This is a genomic window from Enterobacter sp. RHBSTW-01064, from assembly GCF_014103035.1.
Lineage (GTDB): Bacteria > Pseudomonadota > Gammaproteobacteria > Enterobacterales > Enterobacteriaceae > Enterobacter > Enterobacter mori.
Genome location: NZ_JABXOU010000002.1, coordinates 506,954 through 530,060 on the forward strand (window position 1 = coordinate 506,954; position 23,107 = coordinate 530,060).

A 23,107-nucleotide genomic window follows, 5' to 3' on the forward strand; every position below is an offset into this window, starting at 1 on the left:
AAACCTCGCTTAGCATGGCTTCGGCCATGCTTTTTTTTGCTTTCATTTCTTTCGCATTCTTCCCTTTCGTTTCGATTCTTTCATTTTTAAGATGCCAATCACAAAATAACATTCCGAAACCCTATATTGTCTTTCACATAAACAAAACGAAAGGTTTCGGAGGAAAGATGTTCATCATCTCGTCGAAAGCGATGCTGCTGAAAGCACAGCGCGAAGGTTACGCCGTACCGGCATTCAATATTCATAATCTCGAAACGCTGCAGGTGGTCGTTGAAACGGCCTCTGAGATGCGCTCTCCGCTTATCGTGGCGGGTACGCCCGGCACATTCAGCTATGCCGGAACCGGTAACGTGGTTGCCATTGCCAGCGATCTGGCCAAAACGTACAACCAGCCACTGGCGATCCACCTCGATCATCACGAAGATTTCGACGATATCGCGCAGAAAGTCCAGAGCGGGATCCGCTCGGCGATGATCGACGGATCGCATCATCCATTCGCTGAAAATGTCGCGCTGGTGAAGAAAGTGACAGACTATTGCCACCGTTACGATGTGAGCGTGGAGGCTGAACTTGGCCGTCTTGGCGGGCAGGAAGATGACCTTGTGGTCGACAGCAAAGATGCGCTTTACACCAACCCGCTACAGGCACGCGAGTTTGTTGAATTAACGGGTATCGACTCATTGGCCGTCGCCATCGGTACCGCGCACGGCCTCTACACTGCCACGCCTAAACTTGATTTTGAACGTCTGGCAGAGATCCGCAATCAGGTCGATATCCCGCTGGTGCTGCACGGCGCTTCCGGTTTATCTACGGCCGATATCCTTCAGGCCATTCGCCTCGGTATCTGCAAGGTCAATGTTGCCACAGAACTCAAAATTGCCTTCTCGAATGCCCTGAAAACCTATCTCGCTTCACATCCCGAAACCAGTGACCCGCGACATTACATGGTGCCCGCCAAACGCGCCATGAAAGAGGTGGTGCGTAAAGTTATTAACGATTGTGGTTGTGAAGGAAAGCTCTAAATACGAAAGCCTGAAGTCCTGACCTGGAGGAAACGTGAAAGATATTATTACCCGCCATAAAGCGGGAGAAGATCTCGGTATTTGCTCAGTTTGCTCAGCGCACCCGCTGGTTATCGAAGCCGCATTGCGGTTCGATCTGCATACCGACAATAAGGTACTGATTGAAGCCACCTCAAATCAGGTGAACCAGTTCGGCGGTTACACCGGTATGAAACCCGCTGATTTCCGTGATTTTGTTCTGAAGATCGCTAAAGAGGTGGGCTTTCCGCATGAACGTTTGATCCTGGGCGGCGATCATCTCGGGCCAAACTGCTGGCAAAACGAACCGGCAGACGCGGCGATGGAGAAATCCATCGCATTGATCAAAGCCTATGTCGCGGCAGGGTTTAGCAAGATCCACCTGGACGCCTCAATGTCCTGCGCCGACGATCTTGTTCCACTCCCGCCAGGGGTGGTGGCACAGCGTGCCGCCCGACTGTGCAAAGCCGCAGAAGAGACGGCCACTGAAGAACAAAAAGCGGCGCTAACCTACGTGATTGGTACTGAGGTTCCCGTTCCCGGCGGTGAAGCCAGCAGTATTAACAGCGTTCATGTTACCCGTGTGGAAGATGCCGCGCAGACGCTGGAAACGCATCGTGAGGCCTTTGCCGCGCTCGGTCTGGACGAGGCGATGACGCGTGTGATTGCGTTAGTTGTGCAACCCGGCGTGGAGTTCGACCATACGCAAATCATTCACTACCAGCCGTACGCGGCAGAGGCGCTTTCCGGCTGGATCCGCCAGACCCCCATGGTCTATGAGGCACACTCCACCGACTACCAGACTCGTCAGGCCTATCGCGCTTTGGTTCGCGATCACTTCGCGATCCTGAAAGTCGGCCCGGCGCTTACCTTTGCCCTGCGAGAAGCCATTTTTGCCCTCGCACAAATGGAGAAGGCCCTCATCGCCCCTGAGCAACGCAGCCATGTGCTTGACGTGATCGACGAGGTCATGCTGAACGAGCCGGATTACTGGAAGAAGTACTACCGCCCTACCTGGAGCCAGGCAATGGTGGATATTCACTTTAGCCTGTCCGATCGCATTCGCTACTACTGGCCGCACCCGCGCATTCGCCAGAGCGTTGAGAGGTTAATCGCTAATCTGAGCGCAACCTCCTTGCCTCTGGGGCTGATCAGCCAGTTTATGCCCGTCCAGTTCGAACGATTGTCGATGAATGAGATCGCCGCAACACCGCAAAATCTCATCATCGACAAAATACAGGATGTATTACGCGCCTATCGATTTGGCTGCATCCCTGAACCCGTCTGATGCCGGAGAGTGTATGAGTCACGTTTTTGTCCGTACCGGAATTGAGTTTGAAACCTGCCAGCAGGCGCTGGCGCATATTGGCGAGGAGATGCTGGCTAACGGTGTTGTACACGCCACCTACCCTGCCGCCCTTCTGGAAAGGGAGATGAACTACCCCACCGGCATTGCCCTTGAACGCCATGCGGTCGCTATTCCGCACTGCGAAGCCGTACATGCGAAACACCCCGCGATTTACCTGATTCGTCCGGACAAACCGGTGCATTTTCAGCAGGCCGATGATGATGGCGAGGTCGCCGTCTCACTCATCATCGCGTTAATCGTTGAAAACCCTGCGGCGCAAATGAAATTGCTGCGCCGCCTTTTCAGTGAGCTACAAAACCCGGATACGCTGGACATGCTGCTGGCTGCGCCCGCAGAGCGCCTGGCCGATCGTTTCCGGGAGACGATCCTTGAGCCTGTCGTCTGTGCCCAGGATTCATAACATACTGATAATAAAAAAGGAGTGCCCTATGAAACGCAAAGTTATTGTTGCCTGTGGCGGTGCTGTCGCCACCTCAACCATGGCAGCAGAAGAGATCAAAGAACTGTGTGAAGCCCACCACATTGAGCTGGATCTGGTCCAGTGCAGGGTAACTGAAATCGAAACCTATATGGACGGTGCAGACCTGATTTGTACCACGGCGAAAGTTGACAGAGCCTTTGGCGACATCCCGGTGGTGCATGGCATGCCGTTTGTATCCGGCGTCGGCATCGAAGCCCTGCAGCAAAAAATTCTGACCATCCTCGAGGGGTAAGAACATGTTTACCGAAATCATGCGGTACATCCTCGATCTGGGGCCAACCGTAATGCTGCCAATCGTCATCATCATCTTCTCTAAGCTGTTGGGGATGAAGCTGGGCGATTGCTTTAAATCCGGCCTACATATCGGCATTGGCTTCGTCGGGATCGGGCTGGTTATCGGCCTGATGCTTGACTCCATCGGCCCGGCGGCCAAAGCGATGGCTGAGCAGTTCCAGATTAACCTGCACGTGGTGGATGTCGGCTGGCCAGGTTCATCCCCAATGACCTGGGCATCACAGATTGCGCTTATCGCTATCCCTGTTGCCATTGGCGTCAACGTTATCATGCTGGTGACGCGGATGACGCGGGTGGTGAACGTCGATATCTGGAACATCTGGCACATGACCTTCACCGGTGCGATGCTGCACCTGGCAACCGGCTCTTACTGGCTGGGGATCCTGGGCGTTGTGGTGCACGCCGCGTTTGTTTACAAGCTGGGGGACTGGTTTGCCAAAGACACGCGGGACTTCTTCGGTCTGGAAGGGATCGCCATCCCTCACGGCTCGTCAGCTTACCTCGGCCCAATCGCCGTTCTGGTCGATACGATTATCGATAAAATCCCAGGCCTGAAGCGTATTCATTTTAGCGCTGACGACGTGCAAAAACGCTTTGGCCCGTTTGGCGAACCGGTCACGGTAGGGTTTGTGATGGGACTGGCCATTGGCATGCTGGCAGGCTACGACGCCAAATCCGTTCTCCAGTTGGCCGTGAAAACCGCCGCCGTGATGCTGCTAATGCCGCGCGTTATCAAACCGATCATGGACGGCCTGACGCCGATTGCTAAACATGCCCGTAAACGTCTGCAGGCAAAGTTTGGTGGGCAGGAGTTCTTAATCGGTCTCGATCCGGCGCTGCTGCTGGGCCATACATCTGTCGTCTCCGCCAGCCTGATTTTCATCCCGCTCACTATCCTGATTGCTGTTCTGGTGCCGGGAAACCAGGTGTTGCCGTTCGGTGACCTTGCCACTATCGGCTTTTTTGTGGCGATGGCGGTCGCGGTGCATCAGGGCAACCTGTTCCGCACGCTTATCTCTGGCGTCATCATCATGGGCATTACGCTGTGGATTGCGACCCAGACCATCGGCCTGCACACCCAGCTTGCGCAAAATGCTGGCGCGTTGAAAGCTGGCGGGCTGGTGGCCTCCATGGACCAGGGCGGTTCACCCGTCACCTGGCTGCTCATCCAGTTGTTCACCTGGCAAAACGTGGTGGGGTTCATCGTGATTGGTGCAATTTACGTCACCGGCATCCTGCTCACCTGGCGACGTGCCCGCGTGTTTAGCGCGGCAGAAAAGAACGCCGCTACCCCGCAAAGCCAGACGGTGTCTTGATATCCGGGGAGCCATGCTCCCCTCTTTTTCTTTCTGGAGTGAATATGAAATCAGTGGTAATTCACGCTGAGGGCAACGTGCGCGTTGAAGAACGTCCAATCCCTCACATTCAGGCTGCGGATGATGTGCAGGTGCGTATTGCCTGTTCAGGATTATGTGGCTCCGATATTCCGCGAATTTTTGCCGGAGGGGCACATTATTATCCCATCACCCTGGGGCATGAATTTAGCGGTCATGTCGAAGCCTGTGGTACCGAAGTGCACGATCTCAAGGCAGGCGATCCGGTTGCCTGCGTGCCATTACTGCCCTGCTTTTCCTGTCCGGCGTGTGAAAAAGGCTACTTCTCGCTCTGCAAGCAGTATCAGTTTGTCGGATCGCGCAGCGAAGGCGGCAACGCGGAATATATCGTGGTGAAGCGAGCAAACCTGTTCCGCCTTCCTGCAGAGATGGCAATTGAAGATGGGGCATTTATTGAGCCCATAACCGTAGGGCTACACGCGTTTCATCTCGCTTCCGGCTGCGAGGGTAAGAACGTCATCATTGTCGGCGCAGGCACTATCGGCCTGCTGGCGATGCAGTGTGCACTGGCATTGGGCGCCAACAGCGTAACCGCGATCGATATCAACGACGATAAGCTCGCGCTGGCAACAACGCTGGGGGCAACTCAGGTGTTTAATAGCCGCGCTCTGGCCGCAGACGACATCCTCAACGCCTTGAGCGACAACCCGTTTGATCAGTTGGTTCTTGAGACTGCTGGCACACCGCAAACCGTTACGCTCGCCATTGATATCGCCGGGCCGCGGGCCCAGGTCGCTCTGGTGGGTACGCTGCATCATGACCTGAACTTACCTGCGGCGACATTTGGCAAGATACTGCGTAAGGAGTTGACGCTTCTGGGAAGCTGGATGAATTATTCGGCCCCGTGGCCGGGTGAAGAATGGGAAACCGCGGCACGCCTGCTCACAGAGAAAAACCTGCAGTTAAAGCCCCTTATTGCTCATACCGGCGATAGCGATAGCTTTGCTCAGGCCGTGCAGGGACTAAACGGTGCGCCAATGCAGGGCAAAATCATGCTGCGCTTCGCGTAGTGCTTCGAGCCAGCAACCTGAGCTGGCTCACATTTCCTTTCGAATATTACCGTACCCCTTTCGCATACCTTCGATTAGAATAGAGGCAGTTAATTATCAGGCATTTCAATATGAACTCATTTGAGCGACGCAATAAAATCGTTGACCTCGTCAACGCGCAGGGCAGTGTCATGGTGCTGGATCTGTCGAATATGTTTGGCATTTCAGAAGTGACGATTCGAACAGATCTGCGCCTGCTGGAAGAAAAAGGATTGGTCACGCGTTTTCACGGTGGCGCAGCAAGACCCGGCAGCAGCCTGGCGGAAAGCGAAAATCAGGAAGTGGTGCTGGAAGACCGTTATAAGCTGGCAAGCGACCCGAAAAAGCGCATCGCACAGGCTGCAGCGGCCATGATTGAAGAAGGGATGACGATCATTCTCGATAGCGGTAGCACCACCATGCTCATCGCCGAAGCACTCACCAAAAAAGCCAATATCACCGTCATCACCAACAGCCTGCCTGCCGCGTTTGCCCTCTCGGAAAATAAAGATATTACGCTCGTGGTCTGCGGCGGTACCGTGCGCCATAAAACGCACTCTATGCATGGCACCATCGCCGAGCGCTCTCTGACCGGGATAAGCGCGGACCTGATGTTTGTCGGCGCGGACGGTATTGATGCCACCAACGGCATTACAACGTTCAATGAAGGCTATTCGATAAGCAGCGTGATGGCTGCCGCCGCGCATAAGGTGATTGCCGTGCTGGACGCCAGCAAGTTCAACCGGCGCGGGTTCAACCAGGTGTTGCCGATGGAAAAAATCGACTGTGTGATTACGGATGATGGGATCGGAAAACACGAAAAAGAACTGTTGGGTAAAACGGGCACCGAGATCATCACTGTATAGTGTGCAGGCCGGGTAAGGCACAGAGCCGCCACCCGGCAAAACAGGCAGCAGGAGCTTACTCCCCCTGCTGCTCCAGCGCATACTTATACAGCGCATTTTTCTTCACGCCGTGAATTTCCGCCGCCAGCGCAGCGGCCTTCTTCAGCGGCAGTTCCGCCTGCAGCAGCGCCAGCGTGCGCAGCGCGTCGGCAGGCAGTGCGTCTTCCTGCGCTTTATGCCCTTCGACAATCAGCACCATTTCACCCTTGCGGCGGTTTTCGTCTTCCTTCACCCACGCCAGCAGTTCGCCCACTGGCGCGCCGTGGATCGTTTCCCAGGTTTTGGTCAGCTCGCGCGCCAGCACCACGTAGCGGGATTCACCCCAGACAGTCACCATATCTTCCAGGCTTTCCAGCAGGCGGTGGGTGGATTCGTAAAAAATCAGGGTGCGCGGCTCGGCTTCCAGATCCTTCAATACGTCGCGACGGCCTTTGGATTTAGCTGGCAGGAAGCCTTCATAGCAGAAGCGGTCAGACGGCAGACCTGCGGCGCTTAACGCAGCAATCGCCGCGCACGGCCCCGGCAGCGGCACCACGCGAATACCGGCTTCGCGACAGGTACGCACCAGGTGATAGCCAGGATCGTTGATCAGCGGCGTACCGGCGTCGGAGACCAGCGCAATGTTCTGCCCTTCCTTAAGTTTCGCCACCAGCGTTTCGGCTTTTTGTTGCTCATTGTGATCGTGCAGGGCAAACAAACGGGCGTTAATCGCGAAATGTTGCAGCAGTAAGCCGGTGTGGCGGGTATCTTCAGCGGCAATTAAATCAACAGCTTGCAACACAGTGAGCGCACGTTGGGTAATATCAGACAAATTCCCGATAGGAGTAGGTACAATATAAAGCTGGCCTTGAGAATTATCTGCCGTTTCGTGTTGTTTCATTGTTTCGTCCGTATTGCCGATTTAATATTGAGCATTGCGTAAAAAAAATCACTGGATACAGTATGGTACCGTTAACGTTTCTTCGAAAAAAAGCCACGCGCAGCGTGCCGCTTCTGCTCGCAGCCCTGATCTTTGCAGGCTGTGGCACCCAGGCACCCGATCAGACCGCTGCCCATATGCAGGGATCCGCTCAGGCTGATTCTGGCTTTTATCTGCAACAAATGTCGCAGAGCTCAAATGATACCAAGACCAACTGGCAATTACTCGCCATTCGTGCACTGCTGAAAGAGGGTAAAACCCAGCAGGCAGCCGAACTGTTCAATCAGCTACCGCAGGATCTTAACGACGATCAGCGCCGCGAGCAGGGTCTGCTCTCTGCTGAACTGAAGGTGGCGCAGAAAGATTATGCGGCTGCGAAGAAAATCCTTGGAGACATCGACGTCGGTGCGCTGGACAAAAACCAGCAGGCGCGCTTCTGGCAGGCGGGAATTACCGCTGAGCAGGGGCGCCCTTCCCTGACGCTGCTGCGCGCGCTTATCGCCCAGGAGCCGCTGCTCGCCGGTGCGGATAAACAGAAAAATATCGATGCAACATGGCAGGCGCTCGCCTCCATGACCCAGGAACAGGCGCAAACGCTGGTTATTAACGCCGACGAAAATGTTTTGCAGGGCTGGCTGGATCTGCAGCAGATGTGGTTTAACAACCGCAGCGACCCAACGATGTTGAAAGCAGGTATTACCGACTGGCAAACCCGCTACCCGCAAAACCCGGGCGCGAAAATGTTGCCGACGCAGCTGGTGAATGTGCAGAACTTTAAGCCAGCCTCGACCAGCAAAATCGCGCTGCTTCTGCCGTTGAATGGCCAGGCGGCGGTCTTTGGTCGCACCATTCAGCAAGGCTTTGAAGCGGCGAAAAACGGGACGACTGCCGTAAGCGGTAGTGCCGTACCGGCTCAGTCCGCACAGGCAGCCAACGTGAACGACGTTGTCAGCCCTTCTGCCGCTGAAACCAGCGACCTGACTGCAGCACAAGCGCCAGCGCAGGGGACAATGCAGAACCCGGTCACCGCGCCGACGACGCCACCAGCCGCAACGCCTGCACCTGAAGCAGTACAGGCTCCTGCGGAAACTCAGGCTCCCGTGACGGCTGAACAGCCACAACCGCAAGCCGCGCCAGCAGAACAGCAACCTGCCACGCAGCCTCAGGCCGTGGCAACCACCAGCGCCAACCCGAGTGCTGAGCTGAAAATCTACGACACCACCGCTCAGCCGCTCGATCAAGTGCTGGCGCAGGTGCAAAAAGATGGCGCGAGCATCGTTGTCGGTCCCCTGCTGAAAAACGACGTGGATACGCTGATAAAGAGCAACACCACGCTGAACGTGCTGGCGCTTAACCAGCCAGAGAACGTGCAGAACCGCGCCAACATCTGCTACTTTGCTCTCTCGCCAGAAGATGAAGCCCGCGACGCGGCGCGTCATATTCACGAACAGGGTAAACAGGCGCCGCTGCTGCTGATCCCGCGCAGCGCGTTGGGCGATCGCGTCGCCAATGCCTTTGCCGATGAGTGGCAGAAGATCGGCGGTGGCGTGGTGTTGCAACAGAAATTCGGTTCCGCCTCAGAACTGCGCGCTGGCGTCAACGGCGGCGCAGGTATCGCCCTTAACGGCAGCCCGGTCAGCTCCAGCCTGCCGCAGCAGCAGAGCGTGACCATCGGCGGCCTGACCATTCCGGCTCCTCCTACCGACGCTCAAATCAGCGGTGGCGGCAAAGTGGATGCGGCCTACATTGTCGCGACGCCGGAAGAGATTGCTTTCATCAAGCCGATGATTGCGATGCGCAACGGCAGCCAGAGCGGCGCAACCCTCTACGCCAGCTCGCGCAGCGCGCAGGGCACCGCAGGCCCGGATTTCCGTCTGGAAATGGACGGCCTGCAGTACAGCGAAATCCCAATGCTCGCGGGCAGCAACCCGCCGCTGATGCAGCAGGCGCTCAGCTCGGTACGTAACGACTACTCGCTGGCACGTCTGTACGCCATGGGCGTGGATGCGTGGGCGCTGGCAAACCACTTCACCCAGATGCGTCAGGTGCCGGGCTTCGAGCTCAACGGCAACACGGGCGATCTGACCGCTACTCAGGATTGTGTGATTAACAGGAAGTTATCATGGCTCAAATACCAGCAGGGGCAGATCGTCCCGGCCAGTTAAGCCGCAAAGCGACCGGCGATGCGTGGGAGTTAAAAGCGCGTCGCTGGCTTGAAGGCAAAGGACTGCGTTTTATCGCCGCCAACGTCCGCGGGCGCGGCGGCGAAATCGACCTGATCATGAAAGACGGTCAGGTCACCGTGTTTGTAGAAGTGCGTTTTCGACAGTCCTCCCGTTTTGGCGGTGCTGCCGCCAGCGTGACGCTCGCCAAACAACATAAATTATTACAGACTGCCCACTTGTGGCTTGCCCGCCATAATGGGAGCTTTGATACTGTGGATTGCCGGTTCGATGTGATAGCCTTCACCGGAAATGAGATCGAATGGCTTAAAAACGCTTTTGGCGAAGACGCATAATTGAGATTTAAAGGGATAACGTGCTCGAAAGAATTAAAGTGTGCTTCACAGAAAGCATTCAAACACAGATTGCCGCGGCGGAAGCCCTCCCGGACGCGATCTCCCGCGCAGCCATGACGCTGGTACAATCTCTTCTGAACGGCAACAAAATCCTCTGTTGTGGCAATGGCACTTCAGCCGCCAACGCACAGCATTTTGCTGCCAGCATGATCAATCGTTTTGAAACAGAACGCCCGAGTTTACCTGCCATTGCACTTAATACCGATAATGTGGTCTTAACAGCGATTGCTAACGATCGTCTGCATGACGAGATTTACGCGAAGCAGGTGCGGGCCTTAGGCCATGCCGGGGACGTGCTGCTGGCCATCTCCACGCGCGGTAACAGCCGGGATATCGTTAAAGCCGTTGAAGCGGCGGTCACCCGCGATATGACTATCGTTGCGCTGACCGGCTATGACGGCGGCGAGCTGGCAGGTTTACTGGGGCCGCAGGATGTGGAAATTCGCATTCCGTCTCATCGTAGCGCGCGTATTCAGGAGATGCACATGCTCACGGTGAACTGCTTATGCGATCTGATCGATAACACGCTTTTCCCTCACCAGGATGATTAAGGAGTTCTAATGAAGGCTTTATCGACCCTTGCAGTCCTTATGTCTGCACTTCTACTTCAGGGATGTATTGCCGCTGCTGTTGTCGGTACCGCAGCTGTCGGCACCAAAGCGGCGACCGATCCGCGTTCTGTCGGGACGCAGGTTGATGACGGTACGCTGGAGCTGCGCGTCAACAGTGCGCTGTCGAAAGACGAACAAATCAAGAAAGAAGCGCGTATTAACGTAACGGCTTATCAGGGCAAAGTGCTGCTGGCAGGCCAGGCGCCTAATACCGAATTAGCCTCCCGCGCTAAACAGATCGCGATGGGTGTAGAAGGGACAACAGAGGTGTTCAATGAAGTGCGCCAGGGCCAGCCAATTGGTTTGGGCGATGCGTCTTCCGATACCTGGATCACCACCAAAGTGCGCTCTCAGCTCCTGGGCTCGGACCAGGTGAAATCGTCAAACGTGAAAGTGACCACCGAGAACGGCGAAGTGTTCCTGCTGGGTCTGGTGACTGAGCGTGAAGGGAAAGCGGCGGCGGATATCGCCAGCCGGGTGAGCGGCGTGAAGCACGTCACCACCGCGTTTACTTATATCAAGTAATTCACACCTGACTGTAAGCCCGGTAAGCGCCAGCGCCACCGGGCTTTTTTTACATCAACGCAATACTGCCCACAATCACCCCACTCAACGCCACCAGCCCCGCCGTCAACCACAGCGCTTTCGCGGGGAATGACTTACGCAGCATGATAAGCGACGGCAGGCTGATCGCCGGCAGCGTAATCAGCAGCGCCAGCGCCGGGGCGGTCCCCATGCCCGCCAGCATCATGGTCTGAACAATCGGAATTTCCGCCGCCGTTGGGATCACGAAGAGGCAGCCTGCAACGGCCATCGCAATGACCCACATCAGCGTGTTGTCGATAGCGCCATCCGCATGCGGGAAGAGCCAGACGCGCGCCGCCCCCAATACCAGCACCGCCAGGATATAAACCGGGATGGTGCTCCAGAAAAGCTGCCACAGCGCGATACCCCAGCGAGCAAAAAAACCACCCTGCGGCTCGCTGATGTCCAGCTCAACGGCAGCGGTCTCAGGCGCGTTGTCCTTCACCAGTTTTTGCACCAGCGTCGCCACCACCAGCACCGTCGCCAGCCCGGCAACCAGGCGGATCGCAGCAAAATGCCACCCAAGCACAAAGCCCATAAAGACAAGCGTTGCCGGGTTGAGCAGCGGGTTACCCATCCAGAACGCCAGCGCGCCGCCCATCGACACGCGCTGACGACGCATACCCGCCGCAACCGGTGCGGCGCAGCAGGAGCACATCATGCCCGGCAGGGAGAAAATCGTCCCCAGCAGCGTGCCCTGAAAACGCGGCTGGCCGAGTGTTTTCACCAGCCAGTTACGCGGGATGAGCACCTGTATCAGCGAGCCCAGAATCACGCCCAGTACAGCGGCTTTCCAGACGGCAAGGAAGTAGACCATGGCGTAATCCCACGCCGCCTGAAGCGGGCTGGAATCAGCCTGAGCGAGAATAGATTTACCGATGCTGTGCGTTTCGGCGGCGGTGAAGGCTTTGCCGTAGTACGGCTGCCATTTCACATACCAGAGGCCAACAATGACCACGAGAAAGAAAAGTGCGGGCTTCCACCATTGAACAGGTGTTGCCGCCTGAGATGAAGACTGACCAGTCATAGCATTCCCCGGAGAGTATTAGGTTATTAGCCGGGGGAGTTTACGCCTCGTCCTGGGCGATTTCACGCAGTTTTGCCGAAGGGATAATGTTGACCCCGACTTTCAACGGTGCCAGCCCCTCTTTTAGCATCGCAAGGGCGACGTCCCGCGCCTCGATAGATTTCCAGTTGCCGGGAAGGATCGTAAACAGCGGGGCCAATATCGACTCGTTAAACCGGCGTTCGTCCCTGTGGCCGCTGAGCATCGAGGGGCGCACAATCGTCAGCTGCTCCCATTTCTGCGCAATCAGCGCATCCTCCATCTTGCCCTTCACCTTGTTGTAGAAGAATGGCGATCCGGCATTGGCGCCCAGCGCGCTGACCACCAGAAAATGTTTGGCCCCCAGTTTTTTCGCCGTGAGCGCCGTGTCCACCACCAGCGTATAGTCGGCATGGATAAATGCCTCTTTGCTGCCCGCCTCACGCAGCGTGGTACCCAGACAACAAAAGGCGATATCAATGGGATCCTGGACCTGCGCAAGCGCGTCCGTCAGCTGCGGATCGTGCGGGTTAAATACGCCGGAGACGTCCGCCAGCGGCCGACGCGTAGGCGCTGCAATGTAGTTCACGCGGCGATCCTGAATCAGCAACCGCAGCAGATGATCCCCCACCAGCCCGGTGGCGCCCGTAATCAGTACCTGACTCATCGTATCCCCTTTACAGAATTGTCCGTTTGCGAACTCAGCGTGGTCGACCACACTTATACCCTAAATAATTCGAGTTGCAGGAAGGCGGCAAGGGAGTGAATCCCCAGGAGCTTACATAAGTAAGTGACTGGGGTGAACGAGTGCAGCCAACGCACATGCAACTTGAAGTATGACGGGTATAGAAGTCTGTTACAGGTAAGTATTTACCACAAGCGGAGAAAAATCAGTCTGAACCCAAAACAACGGAGGAAGCATGGGCAAGAAAATCGCAGTCTTGATTACCGACGAGTTTGAAGATTCAGAATTCACCTCTCCTGCAGAGGCGTTCCGCAAGGCGGGACATGAGGTCATCACCATTGAGAAAGAGGCGGGCAAAACGGTGACAGGCCATAAGGGCGAGGCCACGGTGACGATTGATGAGTCTATCGATAACGTTAGCCCCTCAGATTTTGACGCCCTGCTGTTACCCGGCGGCCATTCACCGGATTCCCTGCGCGGAGATGAGCGCTTCGTCACCTTCACCCGTGACTTTGTGAGCACCGGTAAGCCGGTATTTGCTATCTGCCACGGCCCACAGCTGCTGATCAGCGCCGAAGTCGTGCGCGGGCGTAAGCTTACCGCCGTGAAGCCGATCGTTATCGATCTGAAAAACGCAGGCGCTGAGTTCTACGATCAGGAGGTGGTCAACGACAAAGACCAGCTGATCACCAGCCGAACCCCGGACGATCTCCCGGCGTTTAACCGCGAAGCGCTACGCCTGCTCGGCGCGTAGCCAGTGCAGCTTCTTGCCAAAGCCCAGGGTGTTGTCGGTAAATTTCAGCTCATCGAGGCGGATTTCCCACACCGGGGCTTTTAGCGCAGCGGCAACAGGAAAGCGGCGCGTGTAGTGCCTACGATGCGCGTCGCTCTCTTCTCCATCCAGCCGACGAATTTCACCTTTGAACTGCACGCCGCGGATCAGCGCGACCGTTTTCGGCTGGCCGTTTACCGTGCCCGCCACCTTTGCCTGCTGTCCGGTCATCTGCGCATGACGCGTGTTGTCTTCACTCATGACATAAAACGCCACGCGCTCAGGGTCGTAGTAGTAAAACGCATTTGCGCACCACATCTCACCCTCGTCACAGACGCACCAGGTGACAACATGCTGCTTCGCCAGCCAGCGGTTAATGGCGGCCAGTGTTTCCATTTTCGTTCTCTCTCATGCTATGGTGCGTTTACCTTAACATACTGAATCTGTTTACCGTGTGCTGGTTTCTCTATCTTGTCCGAACCGCTGATAACGCACTCTACACCGGGATCACCACCGATGTGGCGCGGCGTTTTTTACAACATCAAACGGGGAAAGGTGCAAAGGCGCTGCGGGGGAAAGGGGAACTGCAGCTGGCATTTTCAGCCGCAGTGGGCGACAGATCGCTGGCGCTCAGGCTGGAATACCGCATCAAGCAGCTCACGAAGTGCCAGAAGGAGCGCCTCGTCACCGGAGACGGCTCCTTTGAGGCGCTACGCGAGAGCCTGATTAAAAGCGATTGAAATGATCGTGGTAGTCCACCAGGCCATTGACGCCGTTGAGGGCGTCGTCCGCCAGACGGTGCACCTGGAAAGCGGATTCCGTACCCGGCCAGCGGCATCGCAGGTCGTAATGTGCGGCCTGCTCGAAGCCTAATCGACCATAGAACGCCGGATCGCCCAGCGTGACCACGGCGGCATAGCCAAACTCATTCAGCGAGTCCAGCCCTTCATAGACCAGCTGGCGCGCCAGACCTTGCCCGCGATAGTTTTCATCTACCGCCAGCGGTGCCATTCCTACCCACTGAAGATCGTCGCCCTGAACGATGACCGGGCTGAAGGCGACATAGCCGACAACCTGACCTTCATCATCGGTAGCAACCAGACCCAGCGTGATCAGGCCGTCTTCACGGAGATCGTGGACCAGTTGAGCTTCCGCATCGCTCTCAAAAGAGCGGCGCAATAACGCATCGATACCCGGTGCATCAATCCCAATTTCGACTCGAATCAGCATGGCTCACCTACTGAAGTGTGTTTACCGTCCGGCGGGGTTTTCAGCCCGGCCTCAACAAAATCTGCCATTTGCATCAACATCACGCGCAGCGCTTTCGGCATCTGCTCCAGCTCAATGGCATCCATTAAATTCTTCACGTACAGGCCAAGTTCCGTATCGCCTTCAATCACCAGACGACGCTGGAAGAAGAGCGTATCCGGATCCTGCTTACGTGCGGCAATCATCAGCAGATCGCTGGCATCAGCGCTAAAGCTCACGTCCGCCTCTGCGGATTCGCGCACGATCAGCTGGCCGTTCTCTACGGAGGTAAACCAGCGCAGCCCGATGTCGCGTACCTCAATGCTCAGCCAGCGGCCTTCCAGGAACTCCAGCTCGCCGTCCTGCAGTGCCTGGCGGAACTGCCAGCTCAGGACCTGCTCCAGCACCTGGCGCTTAAGCGCGAACGGTGCCAGCTTGACCGGCACGCTCAGCATAGATGGACCCAATTGTACGAGACGTGAACGCAGTTTCTCCAGCACGAGCTTTACTCCCTGATATCTGTAATCCCGCTATTTTGCCACATCCATTCCGGAACATAGCGGCGTAAATCAACAAACCGTCGTCCGGCTTACCTCATTATTGGTGTCATCAATACGCCATTAGCTGCCTTAAATCAAAAATTGTCGCCTGTGGGTTAATTAAAATCCCAGCTCGTTAACAATTTTGCGATCCCTGCGATCGAGAACATCAGGATAAATTATGGAGCTGCTCTGCCCTGCCGGAAACCTTCCGGCGCTTAAGGCGGCCATCGAAAATGGGGCCGATGCGGTCTATATCGGGCTAAAGGATGATACCAACGCCCGCCATTTTGCTGGCCTCAACTTTACGGAGAAAAAGCTTCAGGAAGCCGTTAACTTCGTTCATCAGCACCGCCGCAAACTGCACATTGCCATCAACACCTTTGCCCATCCTGATGGCTACGCCCGCTGGCAGCGCGCGGTGGACATGGCGGCACAGCTGGGTGCGGATGCACTGATCCTGGCCGACCTTGCCATGCTTGAGTATGCAGCAGAACGCTATCCGCATATTGAGCGCCACGTCTCTGTTCAGGCATCCGCCACCAACGAAGAAGCCGTGCGTTTTTATCATCAAAACTTCGACGTGGCCCGCGTGGTTCTGCCGCGCGTGCTCTCTATTCATCAGGTTAAGCAACTCGCGCGCGTCACGCCAGTGCCGCTGGAAGTTTTTGCCTTTGGCAGCCTGTGCATCATGGCCGAAGGCCGCTGCTATCTCTCCTCTTATTTAACCGGTGAATCGCCGAATACCGTCGGAGCCTGCTCCCCTGCCCGCTTTGTTCGCTGGCAGCAGACCCCTCAGGGGCTGGAGTCTCGCCTGAATGAGGTGCTGATTGACCGCTATCAGGACGGTGAAAACGCCGGTTATCCAACCCTATGCAAAGGCCGTTACCTGGTCGACGGCGAGCGCTACCACGCGCTGGAGGAGCCAACCAGCCTCAACACGCTGGAACTGCTGCCGGAACTGCTGGCGGCCAATATTGCCTCGGTGAAAATCGAGGGTCGCCAACGCAGCCCGGCCTACGTGAGCCAGGTGGCGAAAGTATGGCGTCAGGCCATCGACCGCTGCATGGCGGACCCGCAGAGCTACGCTCCGCAGGCGGCCTGGATGGAGACGCTCGGTTCGATGTCCGAAGGCACGCAAACCACCCTTGGCGCGTATCACCGTAAATGGCAGTGAGATAACCATGAAATATTCATTAGGACCGGTGCTCTACTACTGGTCAAAAGAGACGCTGGAAGATTTTTACCAACAGGCCGCCGCCAGCAGCGCCGATGTGATTTACCTCGGCGAAGCGGTGTGCAGCAAGCGCCGTGCCACCAAAGTGGGCGACTGGCTGGATATGGCGAAAAGCCTGGCCGGAAGCGGCAAGCAGGTGGTGCTCTCGACGCTTGCGCTGGTGCAGGCGTCTTCCGAACTGGGCGAGCTTAAGCGCTATGTCGAGAACGGCGAATTCCTGCTGGAAGCGAGCGATCTCGGCGTGGTGAACATGTGCGCTGAACGCAAGCTGCCGTTTGTCGCGGGCCATGCCCTGAACTGCTATAACGCCGTGACCCTGCGCCTGCTGCTTAAGCAGGGGATGACGCGCTGGTGCATGCCGGTTGAACTCTCCCGCGACTGGCTGGCAAACCTGCTGAATCAGTGCGACGAGCTGGGCATTCGCAATCAGTTTGAAGTGGAAGTGCTGAGCTACGGGCATCTGCCGCTGGCCTACTCCGCCCGCTGCTTTACCGCGCGCTCGGAAGACCGCCCGAAAGACGAATGCGAAACCTGCTGCATCAAGTACCCGAACGGTCGCAGCATGCTGTCGCAGGAAAATCAACAGGTGTTTGTCCTCAACGGCATTCAGACCATGAGCGGCTATGTCTATAACCTCGGCAACGAGCTGGCGTCGATGGACGGGCTGGTGGATATGGTGCGTTTGTCGCCGCTGGATACCGGCGTGTTCGCGATGCTGGATGCCTTCCGCGCCAATGAAAACGGCGCCGCTCCGCTGCCACTGACGGCAAACAGCGACTGCAACGGTTACTGGAAACGTCTCGCCGGGCTGGAACTTCAGGCGTAAAAAAGGCTCACTTTGTTAACAACGGTTATCATTTTTTAATGCAGTATTAAAGATTCACCGTCGACAAAGTGAGCTGTTATGACTGACAAAACCATTCCGTTTTCGGTGCTGGATCTGGCGCCGATCCCTCAGGGTTCCTCGGCTCGAGAAGCCTTTTCGCACTCTCTCGATCTCGCTCAACTGGCCGAAAAGCGTGGCTATCACCGCTACTGGCTGGCCGAGCACCACAACATGGTGGGCATCGCCAGCGCCGCCACCTCGGTACTGATTGGCTATCTGGCAGCCAATACCACTACCCTGCACCTGGGCTCCGGCGGCGTGATGCTGCCAAACCACGCCCCGCTGGTGATTGCCGAGCAGTTTGGCACCCTGAACTCTCTCTATCCGGGGCGTATTGATTTGGGCCTTGGTCGTGCGCCGGGCAGCGACCAGCCGACCATGCGCGCCCTGCGCCGCCATATGAGCGGCGATATCGACAACTTCCCGCGCGACGTGGCCGAACTGGTGGACTGGTTCGACGCGCGCGATCCTAACCCGCACGTGCGCCCGGTCCCGGGCTACGGTGAGAAGATCCCGGTTTGGTTGTTGGGATCAAGCCTGTATAGCGCTCAGCTCGCCGCGCAGCTTGGGCTGCCGTTTGCCTTCGCCTCGCACTTCGCACCGGATATGCTGCATCAGGCGTTGCATCTTTACCGCACGAACTTCAAACCGTCCGAGCGTCTGGAGAAGCCGTACGCGATGGTCTGTATCAGCATCATTGCCGCCGACAGCAATCGCGACGCGGAATTCCTGTTTACCTCCATGCAGCAGGCATTTGTGAAGCTGCGTCGCGGTGAGACGGGCCAGCTGCCGCCGCCGGTGGAGAATATGCATCAGCTGTGGTCAGCCTCAGAACAGTATGGCGTTCAGCAGGCGCTGAGCATGTCGCTGGTGGGTGATAAAGCGAAAGTGCGTCACGGGCTGGACGCGGTGCTGCGCGAAACGCAGGCGGATGAAATTATGGTTAACGGCCAGATTTTCGATCATCAGGCGCGATTGCATTCGTTTGAACTGGCGATGCAGGTGAAAGAAGAGTTGGTGGGGTAGCCTTTTTGCCCGGTGGCGCTTCGCTTACCGGGCCTACGGGATCGCGTAGGCCGGATAAGGCGTAGCCGCCATCCGGCACAAAAGACTCACTGGTAAACAGGCAACAGGTTAAAACTCGACAGCACGTGTACCAGCGCGTTACCAACACCAAACACCAGAATCAGCGCAATCATCGGCTTGCCGCCCCAGACGCGGAATTTCGGGCTGCCGAAGCGTTTACGTGATTTACGCGCCAGCAGCGCCGGTACAATCGCCGCCCAGATGGTTGCCGCCAGGCCGGCATAACCGATGGCGTACAGGAAGCCGTTCGGCCACAGCAGACCACCCACAATCGGCGGCAGGAAGGTCAGCAGCGCGGTTTTGAAGCGCCCCATCGCAGAATCATCAAAGCCAAACAGATCCGCCAGGTAGTCAAACAGCCCCAGGGTCACGCCGAGGAATGAACTCGCCACCGCAAAGTTAGAGAAGACCACCAGCAGCAGATCCAGACTGCGGCTGTTCAGCACGCCGCTCAGGGCCTGCACCAGCACGTCGATGTTACCGCCCTTCTGCGCAATGCCGATAAATTCTGGACGTGGGATGTTGCCCATCGTCCCCAGCAGCCAAATCACGTACAGCCCAAGCGCCAGCAGCGTACCGTAGACCAGACACTTCACAATGGTGCGCGGATCTTTGCCGTAGTACTTCATCAGGCTCGGCACGTTGCCGTGGTAGCCGAACGACGCCAGACAGAACGGCAGCGTCATCAGCAGGTACGGCGTGTAGGAGGTGTTCACTTCGGCGACGTTAAACAGCGTGGCGGGCGTCACGTGCCCCAGCAGGCTGCCGAAGGTCAGGAAGAAGGTGATGACCTTAGCGCCCAACACGATCGCCGTCATGCGGCTCACCGCCCTGGTACTCATCCAGACGATAAACGCCACGCCCAGTGCAAAGCAGAGCCCCGCCAGACGCGCCGGAACGTTCAGCGACATCTCAGCAAAAGTGTGGTGCAGAATCGAGCCGCTCGCGGAGATATACGCATAGGTCAGGATGTAGAGCACAAACGCGATGGACAGCCCGTTCACCAGGTTCCAGCCTTTGCCCAGCAGATCTTTGGTGATGGTGTCGAAGCTGGAGCCAATGCGGTAGTTGAGGTTGGCTTCAAGGATCATCAGCCCGGAGTGGAGCATACAGAACCAGGTGAACACCAGCGCCGCCAGCGACCAGAAGAACCACGCACCGGACATGACCACTGGCAGGGAGAACATCCCAGCACCAATGATGGTACCGCCGATGATCACCACGCCGCCAAGCAGCGAGGGTGACGTTTGGGTGGTGGTTAGTGTCGCCATACAGCCATTACTCCAGTCAAAAATGTGGTATGCAGTTTAATGTGCAGCACTGTACCAGTACAAGAGTACAAAGGGAATAAAAAAAGCCCCGATAGCAATTATCGGGGCTGTATATATTACTTTACGTCAGTGGCGTAAGGCTTACGCGTCACGGCGACGGCTTGAGCTGTCGTCACGACGTGGGCCACGGCTTTCACGGCGTTCGCCGGAGAAACGACGTGGTTCACCACGACCTTCGCTGCGACCGCCTTCACGACGTTCGCCACCGAAGCTGCGGCCACCGCCACGACGTTCGCCACCGCGGTCAGAGCGAGGCTGTGCATCACCCATCAACTGCATGTTCATCGGCTTGTTCAGGATGCGAGTACGCGTAAAGTGCTGCAGTACTTCGCCCGGCATGCCTTTTGGCAGTTCGATGGTGGAGTGAGTGCCGAACAGCTTGATGTTACCAATGTAACGGCTGCTGATGTCGCCTTCGTTAGCGATCGCGCCAACGATATGACGAACTTCAACACCGTCATCACGGCCAACTTCAATGCGGTACAGTTCCATTTCGCCAGCGTCACGACGCTCGCGACGTGGACGGTCTTCACCACCACGCTCTGGACGGTCACCGCGTGGGCCACGGTCATTACGGTCGCCACGACGTTCGAAACGATCGTCACGGTCACGGAATTCACGCTTAGGACGCATTGGCGCATCTGGTGGCACGATCAGGCTACGTTCGCCCTGAGCCATTTTCAGCAGTGCTGCAGCCAGGGTTTCCATATCCAGCTCTTCGCCTTCAGCGGTAGGCTGAATCTGCGACAGCAGCGCACGGTACTGATCCAGATCGCTGCTTTCCAGCTGCTGCTGGACTTTCGCGGCGAATTTTTCCAGACGGCGTTTGCCCAGCAGATCTGCGTTTGGCAGGTCAGCTTCTGGAATGGTCAGCTTCATGGTGCGTTCAATGTTACGCAGCAGACGACGCTCGCGGTTCTCAACGAACAGCAGCGCACGGCCAGCACGACCCGCACGACCGGTACGACCGATACGGTGAACGTAAGACTCAGAATCCATTGGGATGTCGTAGTTTACAACCAGGCTGATACGCTCAACGTCCAGACCACGTGCTGCCACGTCGGTTGCAATCAGGATATCCAGACGACCGTCTTTCAGACGCTCCAGAGTCTGCTCACGCAGGGCCTGGTTCATGTCGCCGTTCAGCGCTGCGCTGTTGTAGCCGCTACGCTCCAGGGCTTCAGCCACTTCCAGGGTCGCGTTTTTGGTACGAACGAAGATGATCGCCGCATCAAAATCTTCTGCTTCCAGGAAACGTACCAGCGCTTCGTTTTTGCGCATGCCGTACACAGACCAGTAGCTCTGGCTGATGTCCGGGCGAGTGGTCACGCTGGACTGAATACGCACTTCCTGCGGCTCTTTCATGAAGCGGCGGGTAATGCGACGGATAGCTTCTGGCATGGTTGCAGAGAACAGAGCGGTCTGATGACCTTCCGGGATCTGCGCCATGATGGTTTCGACGTCTTCGATGAAGCCCATACGCAGCATTTCATCTGCTTCATCCAGTACCAGGCCGCTCAGTTTAGAGAGGTCCAGAGTACCGCGCTTCAGGTGATCCAGCAGACGGCCCGGCGTACCGACGACAATCTGTGGGCCCTGGCGCAGGGCGCGTAACTGCACGTCATAACGCTGGCCGCCGTACAGGGCTACCACGTTTACGCCGCGCATATGTTTAGAGAATTCCGTCATTGCTTCAGCAACCTGAACAGCCAGTTCACGGGTTGGAGCCAGGACGAGGATCTGCGGAGCACGCAGGTCCGGATCGATGTTGTTCAGCAGCGGCAGCGAGAACGCTGCGGTTTTTCCGCTACCAGTCTGGGCCATGCCCAGCACGTCACGACCGGCGAGTAAATGCGGTATGCATTCTGCCTGGATCGGAGATGGTTTTTCGTAACCCAGATCGTTAAGGGATTCAAGGATAGGAGCCTTCAGGCCCAGATCTGCAAAAGTGGTTTCGAATTCAGCCATGTAGTACAAGTGCCTCGATATTAATGGCGGCCAGTCTACATAACTCATCGTGAAAATTTTCGGTAATTTTCATTGAAAGTGTGAACCGGCTCAAAGTAGGTGTATTGACGAACAACAACGCCCTCACCAGTTAAGGTGATGGCAATCAAAAGATTACGGGCTGATGTTTATGTCGTCAGCTATTGCTGGTCCGATTCTGCCAGGTCGTCTTGCTCCTGGCCCAAGAGCGATAATTCCAACAATGCATAACGGTGCTCAACGAAGTTGTGTACGTTGTTAGCAACCGCTAATTTGAACAGTGCCGTAGCGCTGTCCATATCCCCCAGACTTAGGTAGTACTTACCTAAATAGAAGTTGGTTTCACTGAGATGCTCAGCGAGCGAGGTGTTATCCGTTGCGTCCGCCTTGAGGCGTTCCATTAGCGTTGCTTCGCTAATGTTGCCCAGGTAGAACTCGACAATGTTCCATCCCCATTGTTCCTTGTCCGATTTCTCGAAGCGCTGTTTCAGTGCTTCTTTGGCCTGCTTCTCATCGAGCTTCTGCTCAACGATGTAAAGCCACAGGCTGCGGAAAGGATCATTAGGATCGTCTTGATAAAACGCCAGCAGATCATCTTGCGCTAACTTATCACGACCGCCGTAATACAATGCGATACCGCGATTCAAGTGCGCGTAGTTGTAAGTTGGATCAAGCTCAAGTACAGAATCAAACGCTTCATAGGCAGCATCAAAATTGCCTGCCTGCGTTAAGTAAATGCCTAAGTAATTGAATACTTCAGGCATATCAGGTCGAATTGCCAGCGCTTGTGAAAAATCATTCCGCGCTAATGCCCTCAGACCGAGACTATCATACAACACTCCGCGCTCATATAAAAGCTGTGCGCGTTCGTCATCGGTTAAAGCCCGACTGGCAAGAATTTGTTCCATGCGTGCCAGAATCACTTCCTGCTGCAAAGTCGGTTGCAATGGCACTGCGAGGACTTCGCTCTTACGCCAGGCAGAGTTGCTGCATCCTGCCAGCGTTAAAGCTGTCGCAACGAAACACCAGCGCAAAAAAGGCTTCATTTCCCACTCCCGAAGACAACTATTGGATGAACGTCCTGTCCC

At 56.4% G+C, this 23,107-nt stretch carries 26 protein-coding genes; 16 read left to right on the forward strand and 10 right to left on the reverse strand.

Annotated features, from left to right (window positions below):
* The first annotated feature begins 167 nt into the window (after positions 1-167).
* From HV355_RS08300 to HV355_RS08330, 7 genes are all read left to right on the forward strand, one after another.
* Complete coding sequence (locus HV355_RS08300; RefSeq protein WP_108416143.1) at positions 168-1,022, forward strand: tagatose bisphosphate family class II aldolase; 855 nt, start codon at positions 168-170, stop codon at positions 1,020-1,022.
* Between the two features lie 34 nt (positions 1,023-1,056).
* Positions 1,057-2,328 carry a tagatose-bisphosphate aldolase subunit GatZ gene (gene gatZ / locus HV355_RS08305; protein WP_182401608.1) on the forward strand — a complete coding sequence of 424 codons (1,272 nt, stop codon included), beginning with the start codon at positions 1,057-1,059 and terminating at the stop codon, positions 2,326-2,328.
* 13 nt (positions 2,329-2,341) lie between these two features.
* Positions 2,342-2,809 carry a PTS galactitol transporter subunit IIA gene (gene gatA / locus HV355_RS08310; RefSeq protein WP_182401610.1) on the forward strand — a complete coding sequence of 156 codons (468 nt, stop codon included), beginning with the start codon at positions 2,342-2,344 and terminating at the stop codon, positions 2,807-2,809.
* Between the two features lie 28 nt (positions 2,810-2,837).
* Complete coding sequence (gatB, locus tag HV355_RS08315; protein ID WP_021242240.1) at positions 2,838-3,122, forward strand: PTS galactitol transporter subunit IIB; 285 nt, start codon at positions 2,838-2,840, stop codon at positions 3,120-3,122.
* 4 nt (positions 3,123-3,126) lie between these two features.
* A complete protein-coding gene (locus HV355_RS08320) occupies positions 3,127-4,500 on the forward strand; it encodes a PTS galactitol transporter subunit IIC (RefSeq protein WP_108416141.1) in 1,374 nt (457 codons plus the stop codon).
* 44 nt (positions 4,501-4,544) lie between these two features.
* Complete coding sequence (gatD, locus tag HV355_RS08325; protein ID WP_120159673.1) at positions 4,545-5,588, forward strand: galactitol-1-phosphate 5-dehydrogenase; 1,044 nt, start codon at positions 4,545-4,547, stop codon at positions 5,586-5,588.
* A gap of 110 nt (positions 5,589-5,698) precedes the next feature.
* Positions 5,699-6,472: a DeoR/GlpR family DNA-binding transcription regulator gene (locus HV355_RS08330; protein ID WP_100166503.1), complete on the forward strand. Its 774-nt coding sequence runs from the start codon at positions 5,699-5,701 to the stop codon at positions 6,470-6,472.
* 55 nt (positions 6,473-6,527) lie between these two features.
* Here the strand turns inward: HV355_RS08330 and rsmI are convergent, their stop codons facing one another.
* Entirely contained in the window at positions 6,528-7,391 is an 864-nt protein-coding gene (gene rsmI, locus HV355_RS08335; RefSeq protein ID WP_063146524.1) for a 16S rRNA (cytidine(1402)-2'-O)-methyltransferase, read from the reverse strand.
* Positions 7,392-7,453: 62 nt separating this feature from the next.
* On the opposite strand from rsmI, the gene HV355_RS08340 reads away from it, so the two are divergent.
* From HV355_RS08340 to dolP, 4 genes are read left to right on the forward strand one after another with little or no spacing between them, the layout of a single operon-like run.
* The gene (locus HV355_RS08340) at positions 7,454-9,595 is read left to right on the forward strand and encodes a penicillin-binding protein activator (RefSeq protein WP_182401612.1); all 2,142 of its coding nucleotides are present in this window, start codon (positions 7,454-7,456) and stop codon (positions 9,593-9,595) included.
* Positions 9,553-9,948 (forward strand): YraN family protein, encoded by a 396-nt coding sequence (locus HV355_RS08345; protein WP_042717561.1) that lies wholly within the window; start codon positions 9,553-9,555, stop codon positions 9,946-9,948. Before HV355_RS08340 ends, HV355_RS08345 begins: the two co-directional genes overlap by 43 nt.
* Positions 9,949-9,968: 20 nt before the next feature.
* Entirely contained in the window at positions 9,969-10,559 is a 591-nt protein-coding gene (gene diaA / locus HV355_RS08350; protein WP_003861754.1) for a DnaA initiator-associating protein DiaA, read from the forward strand.
* 9 nt (positions 10,560-10,568) lie between these two features.
* Positions 10,569-11,144, forward strand: a complete 576-nt coding sequence (gene dolP, locus HV355_RS08355) for a division/outer membrane stress-associated lipid-binding lipoprotein (RefSeq protein ID WP_089599837.1) — start codon at positions 10,569-10,571, stop codon at positions 11,142-11,144.
* 49 nt (positions 11,145-11,193) lie between these two features.
* On the opposite strand, the gene HV355_RS08360 is transcribed toward dolP, so the two are convergent.
* Positions 11,194-12,231, reverse strand: coding sequence for a permease (locus HV355_RS08360; RefSeq protein ID WP_010435957.1), 1,038 nt, complete (start codon positions 12,229-12,231; stop codon positions 11,194-11,196).
* Between the two features lie 40 nt (positions 12,232-12,271).
* A complete protein-coding gene (locus tag HV355_RS08365; protein ID WP_182401614.1) occupies positions 12,272-12,916 on the reverse strand; it encodes an NAD(P)H-binding protein in 645 nt (214 codons plus the stop codon).
* A 253-nt stretch (positions 12,917-13,169) separates the two neighbouring features.
* On the opposite strand from HV355_RS08365, the gene HV355_RS08370 reads away from it, so the two are divergent.
* Complete coding sequence (locus tag HV355_RS08370; RefSeq protein ID WP_048981198.1) at positions 13,170-13,688, forward strand: type 1 glutamine amidotransferase domain-containing protein; 519 nt, start codon at positions 13,170-13,172, stop codon at positions 13,686-13,688.
* On the opposite strand, the gene HV355_RS08375 is transcribed toward HV355_RS08370, so the two are convergent.
* A complete protein-coding gene (locus HV355_RS08375) occupies positions 13,668-14,102 on the reverse strand; it encodes a YhbP family protein (RefSeq protein ID WP_126815480.1) in 435 nt (144 codons plus the stop codon). The two genes, HV355_RS08370 and HV355_RS08375, sit on opposite strands and share 21 nt — an antisense overlap.
* 14 nt (positions 14,103-14,116) lie before the next feature.
* Between HV355_RS08375 and HV355_RS08380 the strand changes: the two genes are divergently transcribed.
* On the forward strand, positions 14,117-14,446 hold the full coding sequence (locus HV355_RS08380; protein WP_174340077.1) for a GIY-YIG nuclease family protein: 330 nt from the start codon (positions 14,117-14,119) through the stop codon (positions 14,444-14,446).
* Here HV355_RS08380 and HV355_RS08385 read toward each other — a convergent pair.
* Complete coding sequence (locus tag HV355_RS08385) at positions 14,433-14,936, reverse strand: N-acetyltransferase (RefSeq protein WP_010435964.1); 504 nt, start codon at positions 14,934-14,936, stop codon at positions 14,433-14,435. The two genes, HV355_RS08380 and HV355_RS08385, sit on opposite strands and share 14 nt — an antisense overlap.
* Positions 14,930-15,454, reverse strand: a complete 525-nt coding sequence (locus HV355_RS08390; RefSeq protein WP_042715095.1) for an SCP2 domain-containing protein — start codon at positions 15,452-15,454, stop codon at positions 14,930-14,932. Before HV355_RS08390 ends, HV355_RS08385 begins: the two co-directional genes overlap by 7 nt.
* 220 nt (positions 15,455-15,674) lie before the next feature.
* On the opposite strand from HV355_RS08390, the gene HV355_RS08395 reads away from it, so the two are divergent.
* The 3 genes from HV355_RS08395 (at position 15,675) to HV355_RS08405 (ending at position 18,642) form a co-directional block, all read left to right on the forward strand.
* Positions 15,675-16,670 carry a peptidase U32 family protein gene (locus HV355_RS08395; RefSeq protein ID WP_174340076.1) on the forward strand — a complete coding sequence of 332 codons (996 nt, stop codon included), beginning with the start codon at positions 15,675-15,677 and terminating at the stop codon, positions 16,668-16,670.
* Positions 16,671-16,677: 7 nt separating this feature from the next.
* Complete coding sequence (locus HV355_RS08400) at positions 16,678-17,556, forward strand: U32 family peptidase (RefSeq protein WP_042715089.1); 879 nt, start codon at positions 16,678-16,680, stop codon at positions 17,554-17,556.
* 78 nt (positions 17,557-17,634) lie between these two features.
* Positions 17,635-18,642, forward strand: coding sequence for a luciferase-like monooxygenase (locus tag HV355_RS08405; protein ID WP_182401616.1), 1,008 nt, complete (start codon positions 17,635-17,637; stop codon positions 18,640-18,642).
* Between the two features lie 86 nt (positions 18,643-18,728).
* Here the strand turns inward: HV355_RS08405 and mtr are convergent, their stop codons facing one another.
* From mtr to nlpI, 4 genes are all read right to left on the reverse strand, one after another.
* Positions 18,729-19,973: a tryptophan permease gene (gene mtr, locus HV355_RS08410; protein WP_108416133.1), complete on the reverse strand. Its 1,245-nt coding sequence runs from the start codon at positions 19,971-19,973 to the stop codon at positions 18,729-18,731.
* A 141-nt stretch (positions 19,974-20,114) separates the two neighbouring features.
* Complete coding sequence (locus tag HV355_RS08415) at positions 20,115-22,001, reverse strand: DEAD/DEAH family ATP-dependent RNA helicase (RefSeq protein WP_108416132.1); 1,887 nt, start codon at positions 21,999-22,001, stop codon at positions 20,115-20,117.
* A complete protein-coding gene (gene yrbN, locus HV355_RS08420; RefSeq protein ID WP_098946273.1) occupies positions 21,994-22,074 on the reverse strand; it encodes a protein YrbN in 81 nt (26 codons plus the stop codon). The genes HV355_RS08415 and yrbN overlap by 8 nt, the downstream gene beginning before the upstream one ends.
* A gap of 106 nt (positions 22,075-22,180) precedes the next feature.
* On the reverse strand, positions 22,181-23,065 hold the full coding sequence (nlpI, locus tag HV355_RS08425) for a lipoprotein NlpI (protein ID WP_003861782.1): 885 nt from the start codon (positions 23,063-23,065) through the stop codon (positions 22,181-22,183).
* Between the last annotated feature and the right edge of the window lie 42 nt (positions 23,066-23,107).

What these genes read in the sequence shown, in the direction of transcription:
- dolP (WP_089599837.1), top strand. Translation starts at nt 10,569, where the DNA reads ATGAAGGCTTTATCGACCCTTGCAGTCCTTATGTCTGCACTTCTACTT.
- HV355_RS08360 (WP_010435957.1), bottom strand. Translation starts at nt 12,231, where the DNA reads ATGACTGGTCAGTCTTCATCTCAGGCGGCAACACCTGTTCAATGGTGG.
- HV355_RS08385 (WP_010435964.1), bottom strand. Translation starts at nt 14,936, where the DNA reads ATGCTGATTCGAGTCGAAATTGGGATTGATGCACCGGGTATCGATGCG.
- gatD (WP_120159673.1), top strand. Translation starts at nt 4,545, where the DNA reads ATGAAATCAGTGGTAATTCACGCTGAGGGCAACGTGCGCGTTGAAGAA.
- HV355_RS08405 (WP_182401616.1), top strand. Translation starts at nt 17,635, where the DNA reads ATGACTGACAAAACCATTCCGTTTTCGGTGCTGGATCTGGCGCCGATC.
- nlpI (WP_003861782.1), bottom strand. Translation starts at nt 23,065, where the DNA reads ATGAAGCCTTTTTTGCGCTGGTGTTTCGTTGCGACAGCTTTAACGCTG.
- rsmI (WP_063146524.1), bottom strand. Translation starts at nt 7,391, where the DNA reads ATGAAACAACACGAAACGGCAGATAATTCTCAAGGCCAGCTTTATATT.
- HV355_RS08330 (WP_100166503.1), top strand. Translation starts at nt 5,699, where the DNA reads ATGAACTCATTTGAGCGACGCAATAAAATCGTTGACCTCGTCAACGCG.
- gatB (WP_021242240.1), top strand. Translation starts at nt 2,838, where the DNA reads ATGAAACGCAAAGTTATTGTTGCCTGTGGCGGTGCTGTCGCCACCTCA.
- HV355_RS08400 (WP_042715089.1), top strand. Translation starts at nt 16,678, where the DNA reads ATGAAATATTCATTAGGACCGGTGCTCTACTACTGGTCAAAAGAGACG.
- HV355_RS08415 (WP_108416132.1), bottom strand. Translation starts at nt 22,001, where the DNA reads ATGGCTGAATTCGAAACCACTTTTGCAGATCTGGGCCTGAAGGCTCCT.
- HV355_RS08370 (WP_048981198.1), top strand. Translation starts at nt 13,170, where the DNA reads ATGGGCAAGAAAATCGCAGTCTTGATTACCGACGAGTTTGAAGATTCA.
- HV355_RS08375 (WP_126815480.1), bottom strand. Translation starts at nt 14,102, where the DNA reads ATGGAAACACTGGCCGCCATTAACCGCTGGCTGGCGAAGCAGCATGTT.
- gatA (WP_182401610.1), top strand. Translation starts at nt 2,342, where the DNA reads ATGAGTCACGTTTTTGTCCGTACCGGAATTGAGTTTGAAACCTGCCAG.
- HV355_RS08340 (WP_182401612.1), top strand. Translation starts at nt 7,454, where the DNA reads ATGGTACCGTTAACGTTTCTTCGAAAAAAAGCCACGCGCAGCGTGCCG.
- yrbN (WP_098946273.1), bottom strand. Translation starts at nt 22,074, where the DNA reads ATGAAAATTACCGAAAATTTTCACGATGAGTTATGTAGACTGGCCGCC.
- mtr (WP_108416133.1), bottom strand. Translation starts at nt 19,973, where the DNA reads ATGGCGACACTAACCACCACCCAAACGTCACCCTCGCTGCTTGGCGGC.
- HV355_RS08395 (WP_174340076.1), top strand. Translation starts at nt 15,675, where the DNA reads ATGGAGCTGCTCTGCCCTGCCGGAAACCTTCCGGCGCTTAAGGCGGCC.
- HV355_RS08365 (WP_182401614.1), bottom strand. Translation starts at nt 12,916, where the DNA reads ATGAGTCAGGTACTGATTACGGGCGCCACCGGGCTGGTGGGGGATCAT.
- HV355_RS08345 (WP_042717561.1), top strand. Translation starts at nt 9,553, where the DNA reads ATGGCTCAAATACCAGCAGGGGCAGATCGTCCCGGCCAGTTAAGCCGC.
- HV355_RS08320 (WP_108416141.1), top strand. Translation starts at nt 3,127, where the DNA reads ATGTTTACCGAAATCATGCGGTACATCCTCGATCTGGGGCCAACCGTA.
- HV355_RS08300 (WP_108416143.1), top strand. Translation starts at nt 168, where the DNA reads ATGTTCATCATCTCGTCGAAAGCGATGCTGCTGAAAGCACAGCGCGAA.
- HV355_RS08380 (WP_174340077.1), top strand. Translation starts at nt 14,117, where the DNA reads ATGCTATGGTGCGTTTACCTTAACATACTGAATCTGTTTACCGTGTGC.